The organism is Saprospira grandis DSM 2844, assembly GCF_000275825.1.
GTDB lineage: Bacteria > Bacteroidota > Bacteroidia > Chitinophagales > Saprospiraceae > Saprospira > Saprospira grandis_A.
The window spans coordinates 782683-806177 of the sequence record NZ_JH719942.1 but is presented as its reverse complement, the minus strand read 5'-3'; the positions used below and the strand labels follow the sequence as shown (position 1 = coordinate 806177).

The following is a 23495-nucleotide window of genomic DNA, read 5'->3' as shown; positions in this document are numbered from 1 at the left end:
AGCCAAAAACTAAAAAGTGGGCTGCCTCCCAAGTTTAAGGCAGAAAAACATAGCGCTTTTGCTCAACCTCCCAAACCAAAGGCTGCTTTTGCTCCTCAAACAACTGATAAGCATCGGCCAAATTGGACCAAAAATCAAAGTAGGGGCTATCCTTATGTTGGTCTAAAACGGCCTGTTCTAAGGCAAAGGGATAGCAATGAACCTGCACCGAGGATTGCCCCGCAGATAAAGCCGCCGCTACCGCCCCATAAATTTCCTCAATAGCAGCATCGGTCATGGCATAACAACCAATAGAAACACAGTCGCCATGTACCATCAAAAAAGAACCCGTCCGCTGATGGGCTCTGTCATAGGCATTCGGATAACCCAAATTGAAGGCTAAATGATATTTGCTCTTGGGCTGGAGCTGCGATTTTTGGACCTCATAAATTCCCTCTGGCGCCCGACCATCGCCCTCCTTGAATTTTGGCCCCAAGCCTTTAGTACCATAGCTGCAAATAGGATACTTTTGTACTAAAGTATAGGGGAAATGCGTTTCTTTTTGCATCCATAATTCTAAGCGCCGCTCCGCCTTGAAGATCCGAATCAAGACCGGATTACCCAAATGTAATCCCTCTTTTTCTAACTGTTTGCTTAAGCTTCTTCTGGGCTCCGTCTGCGCCAACTTAGAATGGCAAGAAAACGCCAAGAAAAAAAGGAATGGAAAAGATAAATGGCAAATATGGAATTTGGCCAACAAATTGGTGGTTGGTATAAAATAGTACAACATAAAAATTTTATTTAAAGCAGCAGATAAGTCAGGAATAAATAAAGGTAAATATCCATCGTTTTTCTACAAATGTTAATTTGGAACGGCTTGTTAACCAATTTGTTGGAGATGCAAAGGGAATAGCTTATCTTTGTCTCCCGTTATCCTTGTCCGCCTCAATAGAATGCAATGAAAGTGATGTTTTCCAATTAGAAATTTGGCCCTTTGCTCTTTTTTTAGATAGATAAATGCTACTTCTCTTGTCTTCGATATACAAATGCCTGAAAATGAAATCATTTCTCCCCTTATTTCTCCTTAGCTGTCTGCTCTTGGTCTTTTGGCCCAATTCAACAACAGTCTGGGCTAGCCCCCAAGGCCCAGCAGAGGATTTTCGTCCCCTCATTGATGATCATTTCTCTCATGTGGATTACCTGCCCCGATATCGCGAAAAAAACAAAAACTTTATCATCTCGAAGGTAGAATACGGCGCCAAAGAGGTCGTCCTGCATTGTATCTATATTTCTACCCATAACGATATGCTGGAGTTTGTCGGCCACGACCTCCCTTATGCCTGGGCCCTAGAAACACCCAAACGGCCCAGTAGCCAACAAGAGTCTTTGCGCAAATTGGCCACGGTCAAAAATATTCGCCTCAATAATGAATTGCAATTAGCCAAGCTAGAAGCCGAACAGCGCTTCCCAATTATGCCCCAAAAAGGGGATGTCCTTAGCTGTGAGCTACATATCGATAATTTACCCTATTTCGTTAAGGTGGTCAACCTTACCGGGGGACCACAAGATGCCAATTTTAGAACTTATTTTGAGGTTAATGACCTCATGCTCAAAACAGCAACTAGCCCTACCCTGGGTAGCCAACAAGAAATGAAAACAAAGCTAGATAATTTCTATACAGAATTTAACTACGCAAAGTCTAAGGTCTATGAGTCTGAAGAACTCATCCCCAAAGCCGAAAGCCTAGGCGAACGCCCCAATATGCCCATTCAGTCAGCTATGCAGCCCGTAGATTATATGCCTAATATGCTCAATACGGTAGAAGATTTAGAGTGCCAAAAACGAGTGATTCTCAAAAATGTCTATTTCCACGATAATAAAGCCCGCTTTTCTAAACGGATACATGCCATGAAAACCTTGGGGATTGTCCAAAATTACCTAGAACGATACCCCTCCGCTAAGGTGGTCCTGCACGGACATACCGATATTTTTGGCGATGCCTACAATAACCTCATCCTCTCTAAGGAACGGGTGCTGGCCGTCAAAAGAGCCTTGATCCAAAAAGGGGTGGACCGCAAAAGAATTATTACTCTTCATCATGGTGGCTCTCAACCTTTGCCGCAGCACGAAAATGGCGGGGCGGTTAACCGCCGTGTAGAGGCCGAAATTATTTGTGGCGAACAAGATGGCCCAAATTAAATTGATGATTTAGATCCAAAAAATAGCCCTCCGTAGCGTTCTGCTGCTGGGGGCCTTCTTTATTCTTTTTTGGGGCCCGCGGCCAGCTAGCCTTTGGCTAGCTGGCCGCCGCTATGCTTTGGGGCTCGCAAGTCTGCTCGGCCCTTCGTTTTTTCGCTGCGCTCAAAAACTCGGTCTGGCCTTCGGCCACCCCGCCGCAGCGCTGGGCCAAAGACGGCTTGGCAGAAGGGCTAAGAGAGCTGCTGGACCAATAGCTCCATATAATGCTCAATTTCCTGAAACTCTTGCAAAAATATTTTAGCCTCCTGCCGTACCGTTTCCGCACTCAAGGGCTGGCGAACAGATAGCTCAAAACGATTGCCCTTATGAGAAAGGCCCAAATAAGCCGTTTGGTCCACAAAAGCAAAATAAACAGGCCGCTCCCAACGAGCCGAAATATCTAGCAAAACCTGCTGTAAGTCCAAACGCAATAGTTTGCGGCTGCCCTCGGGGCTATCTCCATAAATGGCATAACGCTCCGAAAATTCGGGCAGCCCCTCAATTTCAATATGCTTTTGCTTAATCTGAAGCATAGAAAGCGCATCGTTTACCCAAGAAAACCATTTGGAGTTTTGGGCGTTTTTTATCAATTGTGGAACTACTAAGGTGGATCCAATTTGGCTGCTGTTGGGCAGCCGAATGCGGCCAAAAATTCCCTTAAACACAACAGAAATATTGACCTTTTTCTTGTTGCCACTGCGGTTTTCTGTCCGTCTTTTGGCCTCAATTTCTGAAAAATCGATGGGGAAATTGCCAATTTGGCCCACAAACAAATCTTCGCCTTTTAGGATATTGGGCGGTGGCTGAAATAAGCCTGCTCTGCGCAAATCATCTAGGGTTAAGCTATTTTTTGGCCGATACTCAAAATGAGGATGCTGGCCCAAAAGCGGCAGCAAAAGCGCTTCTTTTAGCTCGCCCCGCAGGCGGTCCAAACGATTGCGGCCCGCTCTACTATAAATTACAATGGCGCCAATAAAAAAAATAAAGGCGGCCACCCCAGTAGGAATCGGAATCGCCTTGCTATCTAAATTGCTCAGAGCAATATAGGCAAAAAGCAAAGCGATGGCCAAAGGAATTAGGGCCAAGGACTTGAGCAAATAGTAGGGAATTAGTTTGCGCTTTCGCAGCTTTTCGGCCTGAGGAATCAGCTGTTCAATTTCTTGAATATGGGCGTTGAGGTCAAACATAAAGAGGAGATTTAGAGCAAGAAAAGTGGTCCAGAAAGGCGCGAAGCCGCCTTGGCCACAACAAGGCCTTTAGGCCGCAGTTCGACGACCGAAGGGAGTAACCGATGTGCAGGGGTGGCCGTAGGCCAGACCGAGCGGGCGTAGCCTGCGCAGGGCCGAGCGACCCGACCAAAGGGAGCCGACGCAGCGAAGCAAGTAATAGCGAGCCCCGAAACGACAACAAGAACTTTAGTTCGCAGTTCGACGACCGAAGGGAGTAACCGCCGCAAGGCGTAGCCGCAGCGGAGGCCCCAAAGCAAAATACAAAAAAATTACTTTTGGCAATTTAAAAGTTGATTTTGCACCTGATCGAGTTGTAGGAACTCCCCCTTATTGCCCCAAGAATTGCGGATATAATTGAGCACATTCGTAATTTCTACGGCGCTCAGGGCTTTATTTTCGGGCATTTCATTGTCAAATTCTTGTCCATTGACGAGAATAGGGCCATCTAGGCCGTATCGGATCCAGCAGGCGGCGGCGGTACCGGCCTGCATCAGGGCATCGGCTTGGGCGAGGGGGGGGATTAGTTCTTCTAGGCCTTCGCCTTGCTCGCCATGGCAGTTGGCGCAATGTTTTTCGTAGAGCATGGCGCCATCGCCGTAGGCATTGGGTTGTTTGCAGGCAAAAAGGCCCAAAAGCAGGAAGAAAAGGAAAAAGGGGCGCATAGGCGGTTTATTTTTCGGCCAAAAGGATGGCAATATCTTTAATGAGGTCCTTCATTTTTTCGGGATCTGTACCATCATACATTCCTCGGATGCGGCGGTGGCGATCGACTAGGGCGACGGCGCCACTATGGTCAAAGCCACCAGGGACGCCCTCATCGACCAAGGCTGCAATGAGATATTCTGGGGAGAGTTTATAGATATCCTCATGCTTACCGGTGAGCAAATGCCAGCTTTTGGCGTCAATATTAAACTTATCGGCATACCAAGCGAGGCGGCCAATGGTATCGTGTTTAACATCGATAGAGTGGGAGAGGAGGAGAAAATCGTCTTGGTCTTTATATTCCTTGTAGACCTTTTTGAGGTTGGCTTTCACCTTGGGGCAGATGGTGGGGCAGGAGGTAAAGAAGAAATCGGCGACATAGACCTTGCCTTTTACGGTAGCCTGGGTAATATTTTCGCCTTCTTGGTTATAGAGGCTAAAATCTGGAATTTTATGTTCGGTAGAGTCATAGACCGTTTTGCCGTCAACGGTTCTTTCGGTCACTTCGGGTTGGCCCAAAACGGGCAGTATTTTTTGTGGGCCAGAGTTACAGGCGCCCAAGAGAGCGAGGGCGAGCAAAAAGATGAAAAATTTAGTATTCATAGTATTGACAATCTTTATTTAATCTCTTCAAGGAAGCCCTTGGCATTTTGCATACTGTTTTGCATCAGCCTAGTGACCTCTTCAATTTTTTCTTCTTCGGTTTGTAGGTAGCTCCAAAGTTCTTTTTCTGAGCTTTGGGTATAAAAGTCTTCATTGAGGTGAGGGTTTTTAAAGGCGTTCATCCAGTCAAACATAGACTCATGGCCTTTTTTGAGCTGGGCCAAAATGAGCAAAGCGGCCTTTTTTTGTTCTGCGGACAGGCTGTCTGTAGTCCTTAGTTTACGCAGTTTAAATTGATAGGCTTCTAGCTGCCCAATTTCGGGCATAATGCTATCGTGTTTGGCCACGACAACTGTATAGAGCGAATCTAGTTGGGGCGAAAGGCCGCTTTGATTGTTGGGGGGAGGCGTGGGATTTTGGCAGGCTGCAAGTAAGAGCAAGCCAAGAAATAAGGCGTGGAATTTAGCCATTTTTTTGTTGATTTTTTAGCCATTTGAGTCCTTCTCGTCGAGAAAGGCCCGAGAGTTTAGCTTCATGTGAGTGAATAAAAGTAGTAACGGCTGGGCCGTTGGTTTTAGAGTACTCTCTGAGGGACCAACCGATTGCTTTTCGGATAAAAAAGTTGGTTTCGGGGGCTAGTTCTAAAATAATTTCTTGCAAGAGGGGCCAATCTGTTTTGTCTTTATAGCGAAGTTGAAAGAGCAGGGCTGTTCTTCGGAGCCAGAGGTCTTCAGATTGAACCCAGTTTTTAACCTCTGTTTTGAGGGAGGGAAAGCGCTGCAAATAGGGGCCAATGAGTTTGGGGCCAATATAATCGCAGCTATCCCACCAACTATTGCTTTGCAAGAGCTGCAGCAAAAAGGGGAGGAGTTCTGCATTTTCCGTTTTTTGCAAGGGTTTTTCTAAGAGCTGCATGGCCTGATAATGCAACTCTCGATAATCTTGTGCCCAAAGTAAGGCGACAAAATCAAACAAATCTTGTCCTTTTGGCAGCTGCTGTTTAGCCCAAAATACTTTTTGAGTCGTTTTCCGAATAGGAGCAGGCAAGCCCAAAAAGCTAAATTGATTTCGCATATAAGCCGACATAGGCGCCGCCTTTTCTTTAATAGCCGCTTCCTGAAAACAAGAAATTAAGGCAAGCATTAAACGCTGAACTGTTCTGTCCGTCTGTTTCAAAAGTTCACAAAATTTTAATATAGATAGATTTAATAGAATTTTATTTTGAAAAATTTAAGAGTTATCCATTTTTGAGTTAATTTTAATAAAGCAAGCAATACCCTAAATTTGAAATGAAATTGATGGCTTCCCCTATAGCCTAGCTTCACTCCTAAACTTAATTTTTATGAAGAATAGTCATTTTATGTTGCTCCTGTTTAGCCTGTCTTCTGTGGCCTTGTTGGCCCAGCCTGCCGAGGCTTACCTCTCTAAAGAACATTACAAAAAACTAGATGGCAACTTAGAGCGTCTTTTTCATCTGCGTCAAGGTGTTTTTCGGCAAAAGAATAAAACAAAAAGTGGCGAGTTGAAATCATGGTACGTGAATTCGGGCCAAGATAGTGTGATGTTGTATACTGTAGCCCTAGGCAATAAGCACCGAGATGGCTACTGGCTGTTGCATTATCAGTTTATGAGCAATTTGCCCGATATGCCAGTCTATACCGCCCTAGAACATATTACAGAAATTAACCGCGATAGTTTGCACGGGCAAATGTATAAACTTCCGGTAGAAGTTAAACTGAGCCAGCTCCTAAAAAAGCCCAAAAAAAACCTAGGCAAAATTAAATTAGATCTAGAAGAACTAGAGGCTCTAGATGAGGAAATCTTTTATTGGAAAAGGGACTATAACAGCTTTGAAGGCCACTCTTTGCCCTATTTTCAAAACCAAGCAAAAAGAGAAGAGAAAAAATATACCATAGACTACTACTATATCCACCTAGATGCCCTCTGCTTTATGGCCAAACCCGCCAAGACGAAGGTGAGCATAGAGTTGGTCAAAAAACATATCCCCAAGGTAGAGAGCTACAAAACCTTTTTGCTCCGTAGCCAAGCCTACCAAACCGCCATCTTTGAAGACTACTTTAAAAAGCCTAAAAAACGCTAATGATTAGCCCCCGAAAAACTATGTCTACCAAATTAGTTGATTATTTGTTGGCCTAAATGACTGCAAATAAAAATTATTATCGGCTTTTTTGCTTAAATACAAACAAAATGCTATTTTTAGAGTTGTGAGGATAGCGCTAGCAATAAGCGCTTTTCCCCAAAAGAAGAGATACGGCTTTAGGCCCTGTCTCTTCTTTTGGGTTTAAGGCAGCCCCTTAAACTATAGTGATTCAGAAAGTATAATCTATAAAAACATATAATCATGGCAGAACTTGTTGATAATAAACAAATAGAGGTGCTAAAAGGAGCCGAGTATTTGGTCCGCGATAGCCAAGCTAATGAAACTTATATCCCCGAAGAAAGTAATGAGGAGCAGGAGATGATCCGCCAAATGGTGAAGGATTTCTGCGATACGCATATCTATCCCAATTACAGCAAAATCGAAAAGCAAGAAAATAATATTGCTAAGGACCTTTTGGCTGTAGCTGGTGAGCAGGGCCTTCTCAGCGCACATATTCCCGAAGAATATGGCGGAATGCCCATGGATAATAATACCAATACAATCATCACAGAAGAAATTGGCCGTGCTGGCTCTTTCTCTGTTGCTGTAGCCGCTCATACAGGTATCGGTATGCTCCCTATCCTTTATTATGGCACCGAAGAACAAAAACAAAAGTACCTCCCCAGCCTCTGCGCTGGCCAAATGGCCGCCTCTTACTGCCTTACCGAACCCGGCTCTGGCTCCGATGCCCTAGCCGCTAAAACTAAGGCGATCCGCTCTGAAGATGGAGAACATTTCTTTATCACCGGACAAAAAATGTGGATCACAAACGGCGGTTTTGCCGATGTCTTTATCGTCTTCGCTCAAGTAGATGGCGATAAGTTTACTGGATTTTTGGTAGAACGTGGAGCCGAAGGCCTTAGCCTTGGCGCCGAAGAAGATAAACTCGGGATCAAAGGTTCTTCTACCCGCCAAGTTTTCTTCGAAAATGTAAAGGTATCTAAGGATGCCGTTTTGGGAGAAATCGGAAAAGGCCACCTCATCGCCTTTAACGTACTAAACGTAGGCCGATTTAAGTTGGGCGTGATGACCCTAGGTGGCGCTAAACGCAATGCCGACCTAGCCGTGCAATACGCTAACGAACGCCATCAATTTAAACAGCCAATTAGCAATTTTGGCGCGATCCAACATAAATTGGCCCAACAAGCTACTCAAATCTATGCCGCAGAATCGGCCCTCTACCGTAGCTCTATGCTCCTCCAACAAAAGGCTAAGGCCCTTATGGATGCAGGCAAAACTTTTGCCGAAGCCAAACTAATCGCCGCCGAAGAATATGCCGTAGAATGCGCTATGCTTAAAGTAATCGGCTCCGAAATGCTCGACTATGTAGTCGACGAAACGGTCCAAATCCATGGTGGAAATGGCTTCTCTGAAGAGTATTCTGCCGCCCGCGCTTATCGCGATGCCCGAATCAACCGAATCTTTGAAGGAACCAACGAAATTAACCGCCTGCTCACTTTCTCTATGACTATGCGTAGAGCCATGAAAGGCGCTATCGATATCACCGGACCCGCTTGGGAGGTGCAAAAGGAGTTGGCTAGCATGCCCAAAATCGAAAATCTCGACGGCCCCCTAGCTCAAGAAATTAAAACCGTTAAACAACTCAAGAAAATGGCCCTTATGGTGGCCGGTGGTGCCGCCAAATATCAACTTGATGGCAAATTGGACCTCAAAAATGAACAGGAAGTCTGCATGAATATCGCCGACCTGATGATCGACGCTTTCGTGGCCGAGTCTTTCCTTCTCCGTGTCCAAAAATTAGCCGAACTCGGAAAAGATAATAGCAATCCCGAAAAAATGCTTAAGATTTTCCTTAACGATGCCCTCGATCGCGCCGCCAAAAATGCCAAAGATGCACTCTGCTCTTTCGCCGATGGCGATGCCCTCCGCATGATGCTCAATGGCGTGAAACGCTTTAGCAAAGGCGGACAATACAATGTCAAAAATCTAGGTCGTGAAGTCGCCAAAACACTTATCGACGCTAATGAGTACTGCTTCTAATTAGCAGAATATCAATCAAATTTAAAAGGTCTGCCTCCTCAGAGGTAGGCCTTTTTTGTTTGGATACTACTGTTTTGGGGCCTCCGCAGCTTTGCTGCGGCGGGCCCTTACAGGGCTCGCAAGTCTGCTCGGCCCTGCGTTTTTTCGCTGCGCTCAAAAAACTAGGTCTGGCCCTTCAGGCCACCCTTACAGGCCCCTAGGCCTGCGGGCGCTTCGCGCCCTGTCCGCCGCAAACTGGACCAAATCAATCCTCCGCCCAAACTTTACAACCCTCTGTGCAGTTCTGACAAATGTCTATCTGATCCCGACCCCTAAATAATAATTCCCTAAATTCCTGATAAGCCTCCGACCACCAAATTTCCTCAAAACTAGCCAACTGCAATTGCCCCAACTCATGCTGCGCATCTTTGTCAAAACAACAAGGCAATACCCGCCCATCCCAACTAATTACACAAGAATGCCAAAGCTTCCAACAATGATTCAATAACTCATTCTTGATGACATAACTCCCATCCGCCTGCTTGGCATATCGAGCATATTTACTTTCTGTCGGAATCAAGGGGTTGCCCTGCTTGTAATCATAGATCTGAGCAGTCTTCAATTTAACCTCATCCACCCCAATCTCTTCCGCCAATCGATAAATGTCTGGTATCTGATGCTCATTGGGCCGAACAACCAAAAACTGAAAGATCAAATAGGGCGTTTTGCTCTTCAACTTCTTGCGCCACTTGACCATATTCCTAGCCCCCTGCAATACGTTCTCCAGCTTTCCACTCTTCCGATAGGCCGAGTAGGTCTCCTGATCACTGCCATCTATAGAGATAATCAAACGGTCCAAACCCGATTCTATCGTTTTCTTCGCATTGGCCTCATTCAAAAAATGTGCATTGGTAGAGGTCGCCGTATAAATGCCCTTTTGCTTGGCATAGGCCACCATCTCCAAAAAGTTGGGGTTGATGTAGGGCTCCCCCTGAAAGTAAAAGGTCAGGTAAAAGAGCTGCCCCCCCATTTGATCCATCAAATTCCTGAAAAAATCCGCCTTGAGGTTGCCCGTTGGCCTAGAGAAGTTGCGCAATCCACTAGGACATTCCGGACACCTAAGGTTGCAGGCCGTGGTCGGCTCTATAGCAATAGAAAAAGGCAAACCCCATTGCTTGGGCCGCCCCAATAAACGACTATAATAATAGGAGCTGTAGACTTTGACTAGATTCCAAAATCGTTTTGGCCCAATCCGACGCCCCAAATTCCAGGCATCTTGCAATTTGGCTAGTTTAGACATAAGGAAGGTAACGTTCTTCTAATATATTACGATGATGACTTTCATGACCCAAGATGATGTAGGCCAAGGCCCGAACCGAACAAGTTTTGCCACTAGCTACACCCAACTTTAGCCAATCTTCTGCCCGAAGATGGAAAAAAAACCGCTGACTAAATTGTCGCAAACTCTGCCAATCCGCTAAAAGATCCGAAAGCTTCCGCTGATCCAAATTAAGGGCCTCAACATAAGCGTCTTCATCAAATCCAGCCAAGGCCTGCCCATCGTTCCGAACAAAACGCAGGGCTCTATATAACATGATTTGCTCGGTATCTATGCAGTGCTGTACCAATTCCTTTATGCTCCACTTGCCCTCGGCATAGGCAAAATTGCCAGCCTCCAAAGGTAAATGCCCCAATAACTCAAGGGTTTTGTCCATATTCAACTGAAACTGCGGCAAGATGGGCCTAGCCGGAACCAAGTTGATGTAGTTGGCATAAAAAGGCGCAAATTCTCCCGCTTCCGGACGTGCTACTGTTTGTTCCATTGACAATGAATTTTCTTTTCTTTAAATAGTTCTTCCCAAGCCGCTCTACTTTCATCGGTCTCCTGACTCAAAGGGTTGCCCTGCAGATAGAGCTTTCTCAAATTAGGCAAATCTTCTAACCAAGCAGGCAATTGCTCCAACTGATTATCCCCCAAATGCAATTCTTCCAAATCTTGCAATTGCCCCAAGGCTTCAGGCAACTGATCTAGCTCGTTTTGGTCCAAATACAAAATGCGCAAGGCTTGCAAATTAGCAATGCTGGCCGGCAAAAAGGCCAGCTCGTTCTCACTCAAAAAGAGCTGCTCTAACTGCGGCTGATATTGCAATTGCTCCAAAATAAGGGGCAGGTCCATATAACTCATCTTCCTCAGCCAAAGCCGCCTCAATCCCTTGGCCTGCCGCATCTCTTGGGGCCAGTCTTCTAGCTCCTTTTCATGCAAATAAAGGACCTGCAAACTATCAATTTGCTCTCCCGCTAACCCCACTATATCCCGACAAGCCCAAGATGGAGGCTGCACTTGCCCCATTGCAAACTGCCAAAACAAAAGAAAGCAAAACAAAAAATATAATCGCCCCATCAATATCGTTTTAAGTGTCAAAATAAAGCCGATCAAGCACTGAACTACCCTCAAAATACTGCTTTTCTAAAGATTTTAAAGCCTTCTCTTCGCCTAAGTCCCTAGATGATTTCCTTTTTTGGCCCCCTAAGGCCGCTACTCATCTACACAATAGCCTAATTTTTCACCCTTTTATTATGCCTTTAGGAGGCTGTTTTGGGGCTGCCCCTGCGGCCTTCGGCCTTGGGTCGGGCCATTTATTCCCGTTGGTCATCGAACTGACGCCCCTATAGGGGCTGGTTGTCGCAGCTCGCAGGTCTGCTCGGCCCTGCAGCGGCTGCGCCGCTTTGGTCTGCCGCCTTCGGCGGCCCTGCTACAGCCCCTCAGCCGGCGGCTTCGCCGCCTCTAGACGCAGAATAGCTTGCCGCAACTGTAAGCTGCCGTTTTGCATCTGCAGAATAGGACAAAAAGGTTTTGATGGGCTGTTTGGCCTTCGGCCATGGCGGCACTGCTGCTAGCTGCAGCCTAAAGGCCGCAGCCAAGCTTGTTGGGCCATCATCTTGCTCGCCGCAGCGGCTTAAAAGCTGCGGGTTTCAACCTGCTGCTATGGCCGAAGGCCAAACGGCCTAGCGATGTGCAGCAGTGGCCGTCAGGCCAGACCCAGGCGGTGCAGCCGCCGCAGGGCCGAGCGAACAGCGAGCTGCGAAACGTAGCGCCGCAAGGCGGAGCCGCAGCGGAGGCCCCAAAAAAAAGAGCCACCGAAAAGATCGGCAGCTCTATATCGTATAGATTCCAAAAGGGGAGGAGCTATCCTAGGGCCTTATCCAAATCGGCCAAAAGGTCATCGGCATCTTCTACCCCAACAGAAAGGCGAATGATCGAGTCGGTCAAGCCCACTTTGAGGCGCTCTTCGCGGGGAATAGCCGCATGCGTCATGCTAGCAGGATGGCCAATGAGCGATTCTACGCCACCCAAAGACTCGGCACAAGTGAAATAATGCACTTTTTCGAGCACCTTAGCGGCAGCTTCTGCGGTATCCTCCTTGAGGTTAAAGGACAACATAGCGCCAAAGCCGCGCATCTGCTTTTTGGCGGTTTCATGTCCCGCATGATGGGCCAAACCAGGATAATACACTTTATCTACCTTGGGGTGCTGCATCAAGAAGTCGGCAATTTTAGCGGCATTTTCGCTGGCTCTTTGTACCCGAAGATGTAGGGTTTTGATGCCACGAAGGACCAAGAAACAATCTTGGGGACCAGGAACGGCGCCCACAGAGTTTTGGATAAAATAGAGCTTTTCGGCCAAGGCTTCATCCTTCACCACCAAAGCGCCCATCACCACATCAGAGTGGCCACCTAGGTATTTAGTCACCGAGTGCATCACTACATCGGCGCCAAGGTCCAAGGGGTTTTGGAGGTAAGGCGTAGCAAAAGTATTGTCTACACAAACCATAATGTTGTGCTTCTTGGCTACGGCACAAATGGCCTCAATATCAATAATATTGAGCATGGGGTTGGTGGGCGTTTCTACCCAAATGAGCTTGGTTTTTTCAGTAATATGGGCCTCAATTTCGGCAGTGCCCTGCATCCCTACAAACTGAAACTTGATGCCATAGCGGCTAAAGACCTTCGTAAAGAGGCGGTAAGATCCGCCATAAAGGTCGTTGGTAGAAATCACCTCATCGCCTGGATCGAGCAGGTGCAAAAGGGCAGCTTCTGCGGCAAGGCCAGAGCCGAAAGTAAGGCCAAACTGTCCATTTTCTAGGGCAGCCAAGTTATCTTCTAGGGCTTTGCGGGTGGGGTTGAGCGTTCTAGAATACTCATAACCTTTATGTTGGCCCGGAGAGCTTTGGGCATAAGTAGAAGTCTGATAAATGGGCGTCATAATCGCTCCCGTTGCGGGATCGGGTTCAATACCTGCGTGAATGACTTTGGTTCCGAATTTCATAAAAATAAGTCGTTTAATTCGATTCTTAAATGAAGGTAGGGGAAGATACAAAAGTAGGGCTGTCTAGCCAAGTTCTAGGCATTCATTAAGACTATACTTAGATTTTGCTATACATTTGGGCGGTAAAGCCGTTGCGCATACGGGGTTCTACATAAGTAGATTTTGGGGGCAGGGTTCCTCTGAGGTCCGAGATAGAAATCAGGTCTTCCATGGCCACGGGATAGAGGTTGAAGGCGGCCAAGGCCGATTCTTCGTCTACCTTTCTCTCTAGGGCCGCGGGGCCTTTTACGCCACCTACATAACGGACCTCCACATCATTTCGGACATCCTCAATGCCCAAAATATCTTGTAAAATATAGCGATTGAAGAGGTGGACATCTAGGCTGTCGGCCACGCTGGTTTCATCGCCAGGGATATATTCTTCCTTTAAAATAAGTTTGCGCCAACGACCCTTAATATAGCAGCCCATTTCGCCACGGCGGACCGGGCGGAAGGCCATGGGTTCTAGGCTGACCTCATAATATTTCTCTAGTTTTTGCAAAAACTCCTCTTCACTAAGTCCTTTGAGCGACTTAAGAATGCGATTATAGTTATGGATCAGGATTTCGCTAGCGGGAAAATAGGCGGCCATAATATAGTGGTAAGGATTTTTGGCCTCCTTACTTTTATGTTGCATATACAGCCGTTCGGCGGTGGTCATGCGGTGGTGCCCATCGCAGATATAGCTACTTGGAATTTTATCCTTAAAGAGTTCTTGCAGCCGCTGCATATGCTCTTCTTCTTTGAGCAGCCAGAATACATGTTGGTCGTCTTCAAAGGGAATTTTAAAGCTAGGGGGCATAGAAATCGTGATGCGGTTAATCAGGGCATCAATTTCTAGCACATTGGGGTAAGTGAGCAAAATGGGCTTAATCACGCCATTGCGCTCCTCAAAAAGCTCTTGCATCCGCGCCTCTTTATCGGCCAGAGTAAACTCATGTCGTTTGATATGGCCCTGAATATAATCCTCTACATGGGTGCAGCTAATAATGCCGGTATGGCTGCGGTTGTGCCGGATAATTCGATAAATCAGCAGGCTGGGCTCTTGGTCCATTTGGTAGTAGCCATCTCGATAATAGAGGGGGAACTTGCGTTTGGCGGTGCCAAAAAAGTCGTCAAAGGAAATAATGTCGTTGAGGTCGGGCAAAACTGGCCGAAAAGGGATAATGTTAGCCATAAGAATATTGTTTTCTGTTGTTTGTTAGTCGATATTTTGGGGCCTCCGCAGCGCTTCGCTTGCGGCGCTATGTTGCGGGGCTCGCAGGTCTGCTCGGCCCTGCGCCGCCTTCGGCGGCTGGGTCTGGCCTGCGGCCACCCCTCCACAGCGCTAGGCCATAAAAAAGGCCAGCTCCAAGGGGGGAGCTGGCCAAATATATTACAAACTTTTTGTAAAAAAGCAGTTTATTTCTTGGTATCAAATTCAGGAGCCTCGCCAAAGTCAAAAACAAGCGAAAAGCGAAGCGTATTATCTAGTGGGTTGCGTTGGGCGGCTACAGCAGGCACTAGGTAAGAGAAGTTGATATTAAAGATATTGTACTTCAGGCCAAGGCCTAGAGTAAAGTACTTGCGGTTCCCTTTAGTAGAATGCTCGTTATAGTGGCCGGCACGTACAGCAAACTGTTTGTTATACCAATACTCCATACCAATAGAGTACATCAGTTCTCTAAATTCTTCGCCAGCGCCAGCGGGAGCATCATTAAAAGAAGAGAAAATAGAGCTAGGCACAGACTGCTGTTTATAGTCGGCGGTACCATCTCCTTGGCCGCTATCTCCATCGCTGTCATATTCAGGGTTATCAACTAGGTTGCCGTTTTCGTCTTCCATGCTGCGGGGAATTGGTGTAGGCACCATCAATTTATTGATATCTAGGGCAAAAGTGATCGAGTTATGCTCATCAATATCATAGGTAAAGGCAGAGCCTAGGCCAATATTGGCGGGCAGATAATCGCGGTCGGCAGATTGGGTATAAGAAATTTTAGAGCCCAAGTTGGTCATGGCCAGACCGATACGCAGATTCGCTTCCTTATCATTGACCTTCATGGGTTTGTTGTAGGTAAAGGAAACATCGGCGGCAAAGGCATGGGCGGGCGTAAGGGTTTCTCCGCCAGCGGCTACTCCTGTTCCTAAGCTAGAATAAATATACTTGAGGTTCATGGCTGCCGAAAAGTTTTGGCTCATTTTACGGGCATAGGCCCCAGTGAGTTCAAACTCTCTGGGGCTAACCGTTTGCAGGGCGTTTCCTTGGTCGTCGGTATATTGGATTTCTCCTAGGGAGAAATAGCGCAGCGAGCCGCCTAGGGTTTGGCGGTCATCTAGGTGTTTGTAGACCGAGACATAAGAGAGAAAAACGTCATTGAGGCCCAGGGCGCGAAGCCAAGGCGTATAACTCATAGATACTCCTACATCGCTAGAGGCCCAGGCGAGGTTAGAAGAATTGAAGTGCATAGAATTGGGGTCGGCATCTAGGGCAATGCCGGCATCTCCCATAGCGCCAAAGCGAGCATCTGGGGTAATGCGCAAAAAGGGAACAGCAGTAATAATGGTATTCGAGCAGGGGCTGCCATCGGGTTGAAGGAGTTGCCCATCTTGGGTTTGGATACATTGCGCTTTAGCTTCGGGCAAACCCAAAAATATTCCTAGGCCTAGAACAAAACTGAAGGCCTGCAAGATTCTCTGTTGCATAAGAGGTTAGATTAAATTTAAGATGATAATAGTTGGGCTGCCACCTAAAAGGTATTGGCCCCAAAGTAAAGCTGCTACATAGATAAAAAATTAAGTTATAAGTTTTAAGGGAGGGGAGTCTTTTAGTTTGGGATAAGTTGTACATTTTTGTGTTTGGGCGCCTAAAAATAGGGCTAAATCTTTGAGTTTTGTTAAAAAAACTGGACAAACTTGGGCCTGAGCCACTTTAAGCGCTATTTCTAGCATTTTGGACCAAGGCGCAGGCAGGCTTTAGGCCTGCCTGCTCGGCGCCCTAGGGCGCCTTTCTTGGATGAGCGATGCGCCGCAGTGGCCGTTAGGCCAGACCCAGCCGCCGCAGGCGGCGCAGGGCCGAGCAGACCTGCGAGCTGCAGAGCGTAGCGACCCGCCCGCAGGGCGGGACAGCCCCAAAAAATTATTTTAATAGCACTAATTTTTGGAAGCTAGCTTCTTGTTTGATTTCTGTTTCATCCTCTGCAGACAGGCTTTCGGCCTTCAGGCTGAGTTTATAGATATAGACCCCTCGGGCCAGTTGGTCGCCAAAGTCGTCGCGGCCATCCCAGTGGATGCCATCGATGCGGTAGCCGGTATTTTCGGCGGCGCTAATGGGTTGTTGGATTGTTTTGACCAATTTGCCAGAAACCGTATAAATTTGGACCATCACCTCTAGTTCTTGGCTGGGCAAATTGTGTTCAAACATAAACTCGGTATGATCCGTAAAGGGGTTGGGATAATTGAGAATATTATTGAGGGCCATTTGGGCATTATCGGCCACCACAAACTCCGTTTCGCCTTGGCCCATATTATTATATACGTCCCAAGCCTTCACTTGGACCTGATGCAGGCCTTCGGGCAGATTGCTTAGGGGGTATTCTATGCTTCCTTTGCGGAAATCGTCTTGCTCGGCCTGATAAAACTCATTGAGATTATAGGTATAAGTTTGTTCGTCGATGGTATAGCTCAGGATGCCGGTGAGGTCGTGGCCGATGCCATTGCCTACGGTATTGATGCCGTTATCGTCTTCTAATTGGACCAGCAAAAGGGGGTTGCGGTCAGTGACTCCGCCCTTGGCAAAATTGAGGTCATTCATATAGACCTTAACTGTTGGGGGCTCGTTATCTTCGGCGGCATTGGGGTTGGTTCCACCCACCACAATGCCGTTGTATTGGCCGCTAGCGTCTATGCTCTGGCCATCTTCGGCATAATAAGATATTTTGCCATAGCCCAAGCTATAATTGATATCTCTAGGGACCATAAAAGAGAAGCTAAAGCGGCCATTTGTCACGCTGGCTCTTCCTTTAAAGATCACCTTTTTTTGGAGGATAAAGTTACGGATTTGGCTATCGCTGTCATTTGCACGGGTTTTAGCGGTATCGGCCTTATCGAAGACGGTGGGGTAGAGGGTGCCGTTAAAATTGGAGAGTAATTGTCCGTTTTGGTCTTGTACTTCTCCTTCAATTTGGACCAACTGCAGGGCGCTGATACTATCGGCGCCGCTGGGGGCTTGTCCGTTGATGCTAGTGGTGGCTACTTGCATTTGGGGGTAGGCTAGGGTCATCGAGGGGTCGCCGAGGAGCACATATTTTCTAGAGTTAGATGCGCTAAGGATGCCGCTATTATTTTTGGCTCTTTGGAGGACTTCTCCTAGGGTGGGCATACGGTTGCCGATGGGTGAAAATAGTTGGTCAAAGGTATTGGCGGTAAGGTGTTGGTTGGCATCGGCGAGGACCACACGGACCGTTGTGAGCAGGGCAATAGCGCCGGCATCGGGCTTGAGGATCAGCTGTTCGCCTGCACAAAGATTATTGGGGTCATCGAAGGGGGCGAAAGAGCAGGTGGCGGTAACAAAGAGGGGTAATTTTTGGGGATTATTTATTTGTTGAATTTCGCTGAGGGTAAAGGTTCGCTCTTGAGCGAGTCCGTCCCAGCCTCCATGGCCCAGATAATTGACTACCAGGGTTCCTTTGAATAAATCTTGAAGAATACTGGCATTAACATCGGGGTATCGGCTACCGCCGGAGGTACTTTGTTGTTGGTAGGCATCCAAATAAATCTTATTGATATTATAGCTAGGATGATTGGCGGCTACGGTTTGGGCAATATTATCGGCATCATTGATATGGATATTATTATCCTGATCATCGGCCCAAAAGGTCAGGCGGTTGCGCCAATCTTGCTGTGTTGATGGATTTGTATCATAATCAATAATTTTATTGACCATAGTTGTTGCTTCAAGGAGGCTAGCGGCGGGCAGTCGGCCTACACCAATATCTAGTGCTTGATTGGCATTGGGGTTGCCTTCGCCTAGGTCCAAAAGGGCAAAGAAGTCATCGGAGGTGTAGGTACGCAGGGGCTCTAGGGTGTTGGGGGTTTGGTAGCTGGGCACAAAATTGAGATGTTCTGTTCGTTTTTTGCTTAGGCCCTTGGGGTCGAAGCTACCATCGCCAAAGAGGAGGAGGTAGCGCAGGCTATCGTTGCCGTTAGAGCGTTCGTAGAGCATGCGGCAGAAATTGCGCAGGGCGGTAGCATCTTGTTGGCCAGAAGAAAACTCATTATAAATTTGGTTGATATCTACGGCTAGGCTAGTGATGCCGCTATGTTCTTGGCGGTGTTGGGCTAGGCGTTGGGCTTCGCTAGCAAAATCGGGATGATGAATAATGAGTAATTGAGGGGCTTGGGTAATATTATGTAAATTCTGATTGTCTAGAGGGCCAATAAGGCTAGGCGCGCCAATATTGTCGGCCTGAAAGAGGACAAACTCTCGGAGGGTATCGGCTGGGGCGACAAAGCTGATATTGCTGCCTGTTTGGTTAACGTTTTGGGCCTTGATATTTCCCCATTCTGTGAGGTCCCAAAGTTGGAGATTGGCGCCTGCATTTTCAATTTGATATTGGGCCTGATTGGCGCCAAGGCTGCGGCTATCTCTAAAAAAGAGGGGGGTGTTTTCGTAGCGGAGATTTGCGCGGGCTTGCAGGCTGATATAATCTAGCCAAGCTTCTGCGCCAGAGCTAGGGTGATTGAACTGATAATTGAGGCTAATACTTCCGTTGCTAGCGGGAACAAAACTAAAGCTCTGATTAAGTGTTTGGGCATAAAGTGCATAAACATAGCTACTGACGGTGCCTAGGGTTCCGGTTTGTCTGCTTTGGTTGCCTTCAGAGATGATTAGGCTGCCACTACCCGTTCCGCTAATGAGGCGGGCCAAAAAGCTAGATTGAACGGCCAGCTCTTCATTGGGAAGGCGGTTGGGAATATCGAAACTAAAATCTTGGCTTCGGCTAATTTGGAAGGGGGCGCCAAGCCAGAGGCGGCCACTGGGCGGCAGGGCAATAACATCCTCCATGAGTGCAATTTCATCGGTTTCATAATGGGCCAGGGCATCATAGCTGCTGCTACTGTAGTCTGGATTGCTGCCATTATTTCGGCTACTGATACGGCGGCCATTTGCGCTATTTACCTTAATAAAATAGCAGGCTTGATCGCTATAGATATTTTGTTGATGTTGATAGCGGTTTGTACTGCTTTGGTACTGCCAATTTCTGGGGCCTTGGGCATAAAATAGCACAAAATCATTTTCATCAAATTGGCCATCTTGTTCGCCTTCTACCCAGATGGCTAATTCTTGGAGGTCGTCAATCATTTGGGCATCGCCAATGATTTCTGGGACCATTTGGCCGCCATTGCCAAAGATTTGAATTTGCTGAGGGTTAATGCTGTTGGGCTCCCAGCCCATGGCGCTTAGGTCTTGGCGACTAATTTTATAGAGGCCCGATTCGCTTACGGCCAGTTTATAAATTTGGCCACTAGCTAGGGTGGATTGTTGGACCGGATGCACAACAGATTTTCGAGCGAGCGGAGAGGGGCTAGGCGAGAGGCTAATTTTTAGCTCCGCTTGCACTAACTTCTCATACTGTCCGCTATTACTATTATAGCGAATAGGTAAAACTTTAATTTGGGCCAGGGGGCGTCCGCGTTCAAATAATTGTTCTGTTTGGATTTGTTCGGGCAGTTGGGGGCGCCAGTTGGTTGGCACGGCTAGGGGTTCATAAATGGCCCCTTGTAATTCGGCTTGAATTTGGTTAGTTTGTCGCAGCCGAAGGCTATAGGTCCAATAAGGCAGCATTTCGTTCTCATCATAGACGGCCCCCTCAAAATGGGGGTACTTTTGTTGTGGCAACTGAGCATCTGCAGATTTGAAGCTGGGGCTCCAATTTAGCTGTATTTGAACAGGCGTTAAGTTTTGCCCAAACAATGAACTCGCTAAGAGTAAAAAGAGGGGCAGAATAGAAAAAGAGGAGTTAGGCATGCTGTAAAAGTCTAGATGAATGTTAGATGAGAATGTACGCTTTTGTATTTTGGGCCGTTTCTTAAAGCAGGAAAGCTGCTTTGGCTTAGCGCTGTGAAGGGGTGGCCGAAGGCCAGACCAAGGCGGCATAGCCGCCGATGGGCCGAGCAGACCTGCGAGCCCCGAAACATAGCGACCCGAGGCGCCAAGAAGGCCCTTGGGCCATTCTTGGCGACCGAAGGGAAAGCCCCAAAAAATCGAAAGATAGAAAAATAGCGTTTAGTTTGTAGGCTAAACGACTCAATCAAAATAACGTCTCGACTTAAAAAAGTGTTGGCATGCTCAAGTTTTATCCTCTCTTTACGCTTTGTTTATTTCTTCTTAGTTGGGCTCCTTTGAGGGCGCAAGATCCTGTATTTAGCCAGTTTTATGCGGCCCCCTTGCAGCTCAATCCCGCTTTGACGGGTTTGGAAGATGCGCCCGTATTTCATTTGAATTATAGAAACCAATGGCCAAGCATTTCGCAGGCTTATGTGAGTTATGCGGCTTCTTACAGCCAGTTTTTTAGCAAGCAAAATAGTGGTTTTGGGGCCTCGGTTCTGGCCGATGTGGCGGGCAATGGCATTTATGCTAGCACGCAAATTGGTCTGCACTATACCTATTCACTCTATTTGGCCGAAAATAGTCGGCTGCGGATGGGTCTAGAGGGGCAGTTTATCAATAAGCGCCTAAATTGGGATGAACTGGTCTTTTTGGACCAGCTAGACCCCGCCACGGGTTCGGTAGATGGCTCGGGCAATACCAATGCGACCCAAGAAGCCCGGGGCGCCAATAATTTGAGCTATATGGATTTTGGGGCAGGAGTTTTGTATCAAATGCCTTACTTTTATGGGGGCTTCTCGATTAAGCATATCAACGCCCCTAGCGAAAGCTATTTGTCGCTAAATGAGGTGGCCGCCACCTTACCCATTCGCTATACATTGCACTTTGGGGGGCAAATTCCACTTTCAACAGGAAAAAAAATCAGAAAAGCCGCCTATATCTCGCCCAGTATTTTATATAGCCAACAGCGTGATTTTAAGCAGCTAAACCTTGGCGCCCAAAGTCAATATGATATTTTTTTAGGGGGAATTTGGTTTAGACATACTTTTTCTAATGCCGATGCCGTTATTTTTATGCTTGGCGTTCAGCAAGGGCCAATTAAAATAGCTTATAGCTATGATTGGACGCTCTCCGGTCTTGCCAATGCCTCTGGAGGCGCCCATGAAGTCTCGCTGATTATTAACCTAGCATCCGATAAAAAACGCATAGACTATAACGATTGTCTAAAAATGTTTAGGTAGTCTGCTTTTTTTTATAAATTTGTTTTCGCCTTTTGTTCAGAAAAAAAAACCTTGCTTAGCATGAAAAAACTATTGCTGCTTAGTTTGGCTGGCCTCTTACTAGCTACAACTGCTTGCAAACGCGAACAGCGCTCTCAGTCTACCGGCTGGGGATATAACTCGCAAGAATGGGGTGGTTTTGAAAAACTCCCTAACTATAAAGGCCAGATTACTGGACCTAATCTCGTTCTTATTGAAGGGGGTACCTTCAATATGGGGCAAACCGAAGAAGATGTCATGAAAGACTACCGAGCTGCCCCTCGCCGTCAATCATTGGCTAGTTTCTATATGGATGAAACCGAGGTGACCAATATCGATTGGTTGGAGTACCTCTACTACCTCCGCCGAGTGTACCCCTCTATGCCGCAAGTGCATATGCAGGCCCTACCCGATACCCTAGCATGGCTAGATGAACTTTCTTATAATACACCTTATGTAGAAAACTACTTGCGCCACCCCGCCTATGAGGATTATCCCGTGGTTGGTGTTACTTGGTTGCAAGCTAACGAATTCTGTAAATGGCGCTCGGACCGTGTGAATGAGATGCTACTCATCGAACAAGGTAAAATTGATCCTACTTCTATTGAAGGCCAACAAGGAGAAAATACCTTTAGCACGGGCTCTTACCTCTCAGGTATCTATCAAGCACAACCCGGCCCCAAACCTGCCGTAAATCCCGCTACCGGCGAGGAACGTGCCGTCCGCTTTGAAGATGGTATCATGCTTCCCGAATATCAACTGCCCACCGAGGCACAATGGGAGTTTGCCGCCCTCGCTCTTTTGGGTAACCAAAGTGCCGCCCGCGACGAAAATATTACTGACCGCCGTATCTACCCCTGGGACGGAACTACCGTTCGCTACCCTCAACATGGCCGCTACCAAGGCGCTATCGTAGCTAACTTTAAACGTGGCCGTGGTGACTATATGGGTATGTCTGGCGCTCTAAACGATAATGCAAGTATTACCGCCCCCGTCCGCTCTTTTGTACCCAATGATTTTGGCCTGTACAATATGGCGGGTAATGTAAACGAATGGGTGCGAGACGTTTATCGTCCCACTACTTCACTTACCCTAGAAGATAATAACGAGCTGAATAGCTTCCGTGGTAACGTCTTTACTCAGGTAGAACGCAATAGCAACGGTACTCCCGTTGGTGTAGATAGCATCGGCCGCCTAAAGTATAAGCCGCTAGACGATAATGAGATTAAAGACCGCCGCAACTTTACCAAGTCTAATGTAATTAACTACGGTGATGGCGATATCGAGTCTCGCCTAAATTATGGCGACTCTAAACTCAATAACGAAACTAAACATATGTACCAGTTTGGCAAGCACTCTCTTATCTCTGATAAGGCCCGTGTTTATAAAGGTGGCTCTTGGGCCGATCGCGCCTACTGGCTCTCTCCCGGCCAACGCCGCTTCCTAGACGAAGATAAGGCCTCTGCTACTATCGGTTTCCGCTGCTCTATGCTCCGCGTGGGTTCTCCCTCTGGTAACCGCTTCAAAGGTGGAAACCAAATCAAAACGCGCAAAAAACGCACAAAACGTAAGTTCTAAGCTCTGCTCACTTACCCTAAGGTCCAATTCTTTTTAGAGTTGGACCTTTTTTATTTTTTGGGGCCTCCCGCCTTCGGCGGGCGCTACGTTTCACAGCTCGCTGTTCGCTCGGCCCTGCGGCCTGACGGCCTTGGTCTGGCCCTTTGGGCCACTGCTGCACATCGCTAGGCCATTCATCCCTCTTCTTCGCCCAAAAAAGATCGGCCCAAAGCAGGACAGAAGAAGAAAAAGCCAGCCTATAAAACAAGGTTCTAATGCAATTCTTGTATTTTTGAGCTACCAAAATAATTGATTAGCCCCCTAAATTTTTTTT

General features: G+C 47.2%; 18 protein-coding genes. 5 read left to right on the top strand and 13 right to left on the bottom strand.

What is annotated here, in order from left to right; genetic code table 11:
• Positions 1-34: 34 nt before the first annotated feature.
• Positions 35-769, bottom strand: coding sequence for a L,D-transpeptidase family protein (locus tag SAPGRDRAFT_RS03785; RefSeq protein WP_002657314.1), 735 nt, complete (start codon positions 767-769; stop codon positions 35-37).
• Between the two features lie 266 nt (positions 770-1035).
• Here SAPGRDRAFT_RS03785 and SAPGRDRAFT_RS03780 point away from each other — a divergent pair, with 266 nt between their 5' ends.
• Positions 1036-2178, top strand: a complete 1143-nt coding sequence (locus SAPGRDRAFT_RS03780) for an OmpA family protein (protein WP_002657313.1) — start codon at positions 1036-1038, stop codon at positions 2176-2178.
• 230 nt (positions 2179-2408) lie between these two features.
• Here SAPGRDRAFT_RS03780 and SAPGRDRAFT_RS03775 read toward each other — a convergent pair whose 3' ends face one another.
• The 5 genes from SAPGRDRAFT_RS03775 to SAPGRDRAFT_RS03755 form a co-directional block, all read right to left on the bottom strand.
• Positions 2409-3404, bottom strand: a complete 996-nt coding sequence (locus SAPGRDRAFT_RS03775; RefSeq protein WP_002657312.1) for a DUF3137 domain-containing protein — start codon at positions 3402-3404, stop codon at positions 2409-2411.
• A gap of 311 nt (positions 3405-3715) precedes the next feature.
• Entirely contained in the window at positions 3716-4108 is a 393-nt protein-coding gene (locus SAPGRDRAFT_RS03770; RefSeq protein ID WP_002657311.1) for a c-type cytochrome, read from the bottom strand.
• A gap of 7 nt (positions 4109-4115) precedes the next feature.
• Positions 4116-4751, bottom strand: a complete 636-nt coding sequence (locus SAPGRDRAFT_RS03765; RefSeq protein ID WP_002657310.1) for an SCO family protein — start codon at positions 4749-4751, stop codon at positions 4116-4118.
• 14 nt (positions 4752-4765) lie between these two features.
• The gene (locus SAPGRDRAFT_RS03760) at positions 4766-5221 is read right to left on the bottom strand and encodes a hypothetical protein (protein WP_002657309.1); all 456 of its coding nucleotides are present in this window, start codon (positions 5219-5221) and stop codon (positions 4766-4768) included.
• The gene (locus SAPGRDRAFT_RS03755; protein WP_002657307.1) at positions 5214-5927 is read right to left on the bottom strand and encodes a DNA alkylation repair protein; all 714 of its coding nucleotides are present in this window, start codon (positions 5925-5927) and stop codon (positions 5214-5216) included. The genes SAPGRDRAFT_RS03760 and SAPGRDRAFT_RS03755 overlap by 8 nt, the downstream gene beginning before the upstream one ends.
• A gap of 166 nt (positions 5928-6093) precedes the next feature.
• Between SAPGRDRAFT_RS03755 and SAPGRDRAFT_RS03750 the strand changes: the two genes are divergently transcribed.
• Positions 6094-6852: a hypothetical protein gene (locus tag SAPGRDRAFT_RS03750; protein WP_002657305.1), complete on the top strand. Its 759-nt coding sequence runs from the start codon at positions 6094-6096 to the stop codon at positions 6850-6852.
• Between the two features lie 261 nt (positions 6853-7113).
• The gene (locus tag SAPGRDRAFT_RS03745) at positions 7114-8913 is read left to right on the top strand and encodes an acyl-CoA dehydrogenase family protein (protein ID WP_002657303.1); all 1800 of its coding nucleotides are present in this window, start codon (positions 7114-7116) and stop codon (positions 8911-8913) included.
• A gap of 244 nt (positions 8914-9157) precedes the next feature.
• Here SAPGRDRAFT_RS03745 and SAPGRDRAFT_RS03740 read toward each other — a convergent pair whose 3' ends face one another.
• The 7 genes from SAPGRDRAFT_RS03740 to porU all read right to left on the bottom strand — a co-directional run bounded on the left by SAPGRDRAFT_RS03740 (position 9158) and on the right by porU (position 20264).
• Positions 9158-10192: a radical SAM/SPASM domain-containing protein gene (locus SAPGRDRAFT_RS03740; RefSeq protein ID WP_002657301.1), complete on the bottom strand. Its 1035-nt coding sequence runs from the start codon at positions 10190-10192 to the stop codon at positions 9158-9160.
• Positions 10185-10715: a DinB family protein gene (locus tag SAPGRDRAFT_RS03735; RefSeq protein WP_002657299.1), complete on the bottom strand. Its 531-nt coding sequence runs from the start codon at positions 10713-10715 to the stop codon at positions 10185-10187. The genes SAPGRDRAFT_RS03740 and SAPGRDRAFT_RS03735 overlap by 8 nt, the downstream gene beginning before the upstream one ends.
• Positions 10700-11293 carry a leucine-rich repeat domain-containing protein gene (locus SAPGRDRAFT_RS03730; RefSeq protein WP_002657296.1) on the bottom strand — a complete coding sequence of 198 codons (594 nt, stop codon included), beginning with the start codon at positions 11291-11293 and terminating at the stop codon, positions 10700-10702. Before SAPGRDRAFT_RS03730 ends, SAPGRDRAFT_RS03735 begins: the two co-directional genes overlap by 16 nt.
• A gap of 786 nt (positions 11294-12079) precedes the next feature.
• A complete protein-coding gene (locus tag SAPGRDRAFT_RS03725) occupies positions 12080-13219 on the bottom strand; it encodes a cystathionine gamma-synthase (protein ID WP_002657294.1) in 1140 nt (379 codons plus the stop codon).
• Between the two features lie 97 nt (positions 13220-13316).
• Positions 13317-14435 carry a DUF1015 family protein gene (locus tag SAPGRDRAFT_RS03720; protein WP_002657292.1) on the bottom strand — a complete coding sequence of 373 codons (1119 nt, stop codon included), beginning with the start codon at positions 14433-14435 and terminating at the stop codon, positions 13317-13319.
• A 224-nt stretch (positions 14436-14659) separates the two neighbouring features.
• Entirely contained in the window at positions 14660-15940 is a 1281-nt protein-coding gene (gene porV, locus SAPGRDRAFT_RS03715; RefSeq protein WP_002657291.1) for a type IX secretion system outer membrane channel protein PorV, read from the bottom strand.
• Positions 15941-16373: 433 nt separating this feature from the next.
• Entirely contained in the window at positions 16374-20264 is a 3891-nt protein-coding gene (gene porU, locus SAPGRDRAFT_RS03710) for a type IX secretion system sortase PorU (protein WP_002657289.1), read from the bottom strand.
• A gap of 317 nt (positions 20265-20581) precedes the next feature.
• Here porU and SAPGRDRAFT_RS03700 point away from each other — a divergent pair, with 317 nt between their 5' ends.
• Positions 20582-21586: a PorP/SprF family type IX secretion system membrane protein gene (locus tag SAPGRDRAFT_RS03700; protein ID WP_002657288.1), complete on the top strand. Its 1005-nt coding sequence runs from the start codon at positions 20582-20584 to the stop codon at positions 21584-21586.
• A gap of 60 nt (positions 21587-21646) precedes the next feature.
• A complete protein-coding gene (locus tag SAPGRDRAFT_RS03695; protein WP_002657287.1) occupies positions 21647-23182 on the top strand; it encodes an SUMF1/EgtB/PvdO family nonheme iron enzyme in 1536 nt (511 codons plus the stop codon).
• The last annotated feature ends 313 nt before the right edge of the window (positions 23183-23495 follow it).

Coding starts and splice junctions, on each gene's coding strand:
- SAPGRDRAFT_RS03785 (WP_002657314.1), bottom strand. CDS start 769: ATGTTGTACTATTTTATACCAACCACCAATTTGTTGGCCAAATTCCAT.
- SAPGRDRAFT_RS03780 (WP_002657313.1), top strand. CDS start 1,036: ATGAAATCATTTCTCCCCTTATTTCTCCTTAGCTGTCTGCTCTTGGTC.
- SAPGRDRAFT_RS03775 (WP_002657312.1), bottom strand. CDS start 3,404: ATGTTTGACCTCAACGCCCATATTCAAGAAATTGAACAGCTGATTCCT.
- SAPGRDRAFT_RS03770 (WP_002657311.1), bottom strand. CDS start 4,108: ATGCGCCCCTTTTTCCTTTTCTTCCTGCTTTTGGGCCTTTTTGCCTGC.
- SAPGRDRAFT_RS03765 (WP_002657310.1), bottom strand. CDS start 4,751: ATGAATACTAAATTTTTCATCTTTTTGCTCGCCCTCGCTCTCTTGGGC.
- SAPGRDRAFT_RS03760 (WP_002657309.1), bottom strand. CDS start 5,221: ATGGCTAAATTCCACGCCTTATTTCTTGGCTTGCTCTTACTTGCAGCC.
- SAPGRDRAFT_RS03750 (WP_002657305.1), top strand. CDS start 6,094: ATGAAGAATAGTCATTTTATGTTGCTCCTGTTTAGCCTGTCTTCTGTG.
- SAPGRDRAFT_RS03745 (WP_002657303.1), top strand. CDS start 7,114: ATGGCAGAACTTGTTGATAATAAACAAATAGAGGTGCTAAAAGGAGCC.
- SAPGRDRAFT_RS03740 (WP_002657301.1), bottom strand. CDS start 10,192: ATGTCTAAACTAGCCAAATTGCAAGATGCCTGGAATTTGGGGCGTCGG.
- SAPGRDRAFT_RS03735 (WP_002657299.1), bottom strand. CDS start 10,715: ATGGAACAAACAGTAGCACGTCCGGAAGCGGGAGAATTTGCGCCTTTT.
- SAPGRDRAFT_RS03730 (WP_002657296.1), bottom strand. CDS start 11,293: ATGGGGCGATTATATTTTTTGTTTTGCTTTCTTTTGTTTTGGCAGTTT.
- SAPGRDRAFT_RS03725 (WP_002657294.1), bottom strand. CDS start 13,219: ATGAAATTCGGAACCAAAGTCATTCACGCAGGTATTGAACCCGATCCC.
- SAPGRDRAFT_RS03720 (WP_002657292.1), bottom strand. CDS start 14,435: ATGGCTAACATTATCCCTTTTCGGCCAGTTTTGCCCGACCTCAACGAC.
- porV (WP_002657291.1), bottom strand. CDS start 15,940: ATGCAACAGAGAATCTTGCAGGCCTTCAGTTTTGTTCTAGGCCTAGGA.
- porU (WP_002657289.1), bottom strand. CDS start 20,264: ATGCCTAACTCCTCTTTTTCTATTCTGCCCCTCTTTTTACTCTTAGCG.
- SAPGRDRAFT_RS03700 (WP_002657288.1), top strand. CDS start 20,582: ATGCTCAAGTTTTATCCTCTCTTTACGCTTTGTTTATTTCTTCTTAGT.
- SAPGRDRAFT_RS03695 (WP_002657287.1), top strand. CDS start 21,647: ATGAAAAAACTATTGCTGCTTAGTTTGGCTGGCCTCTTACTAGCTACA.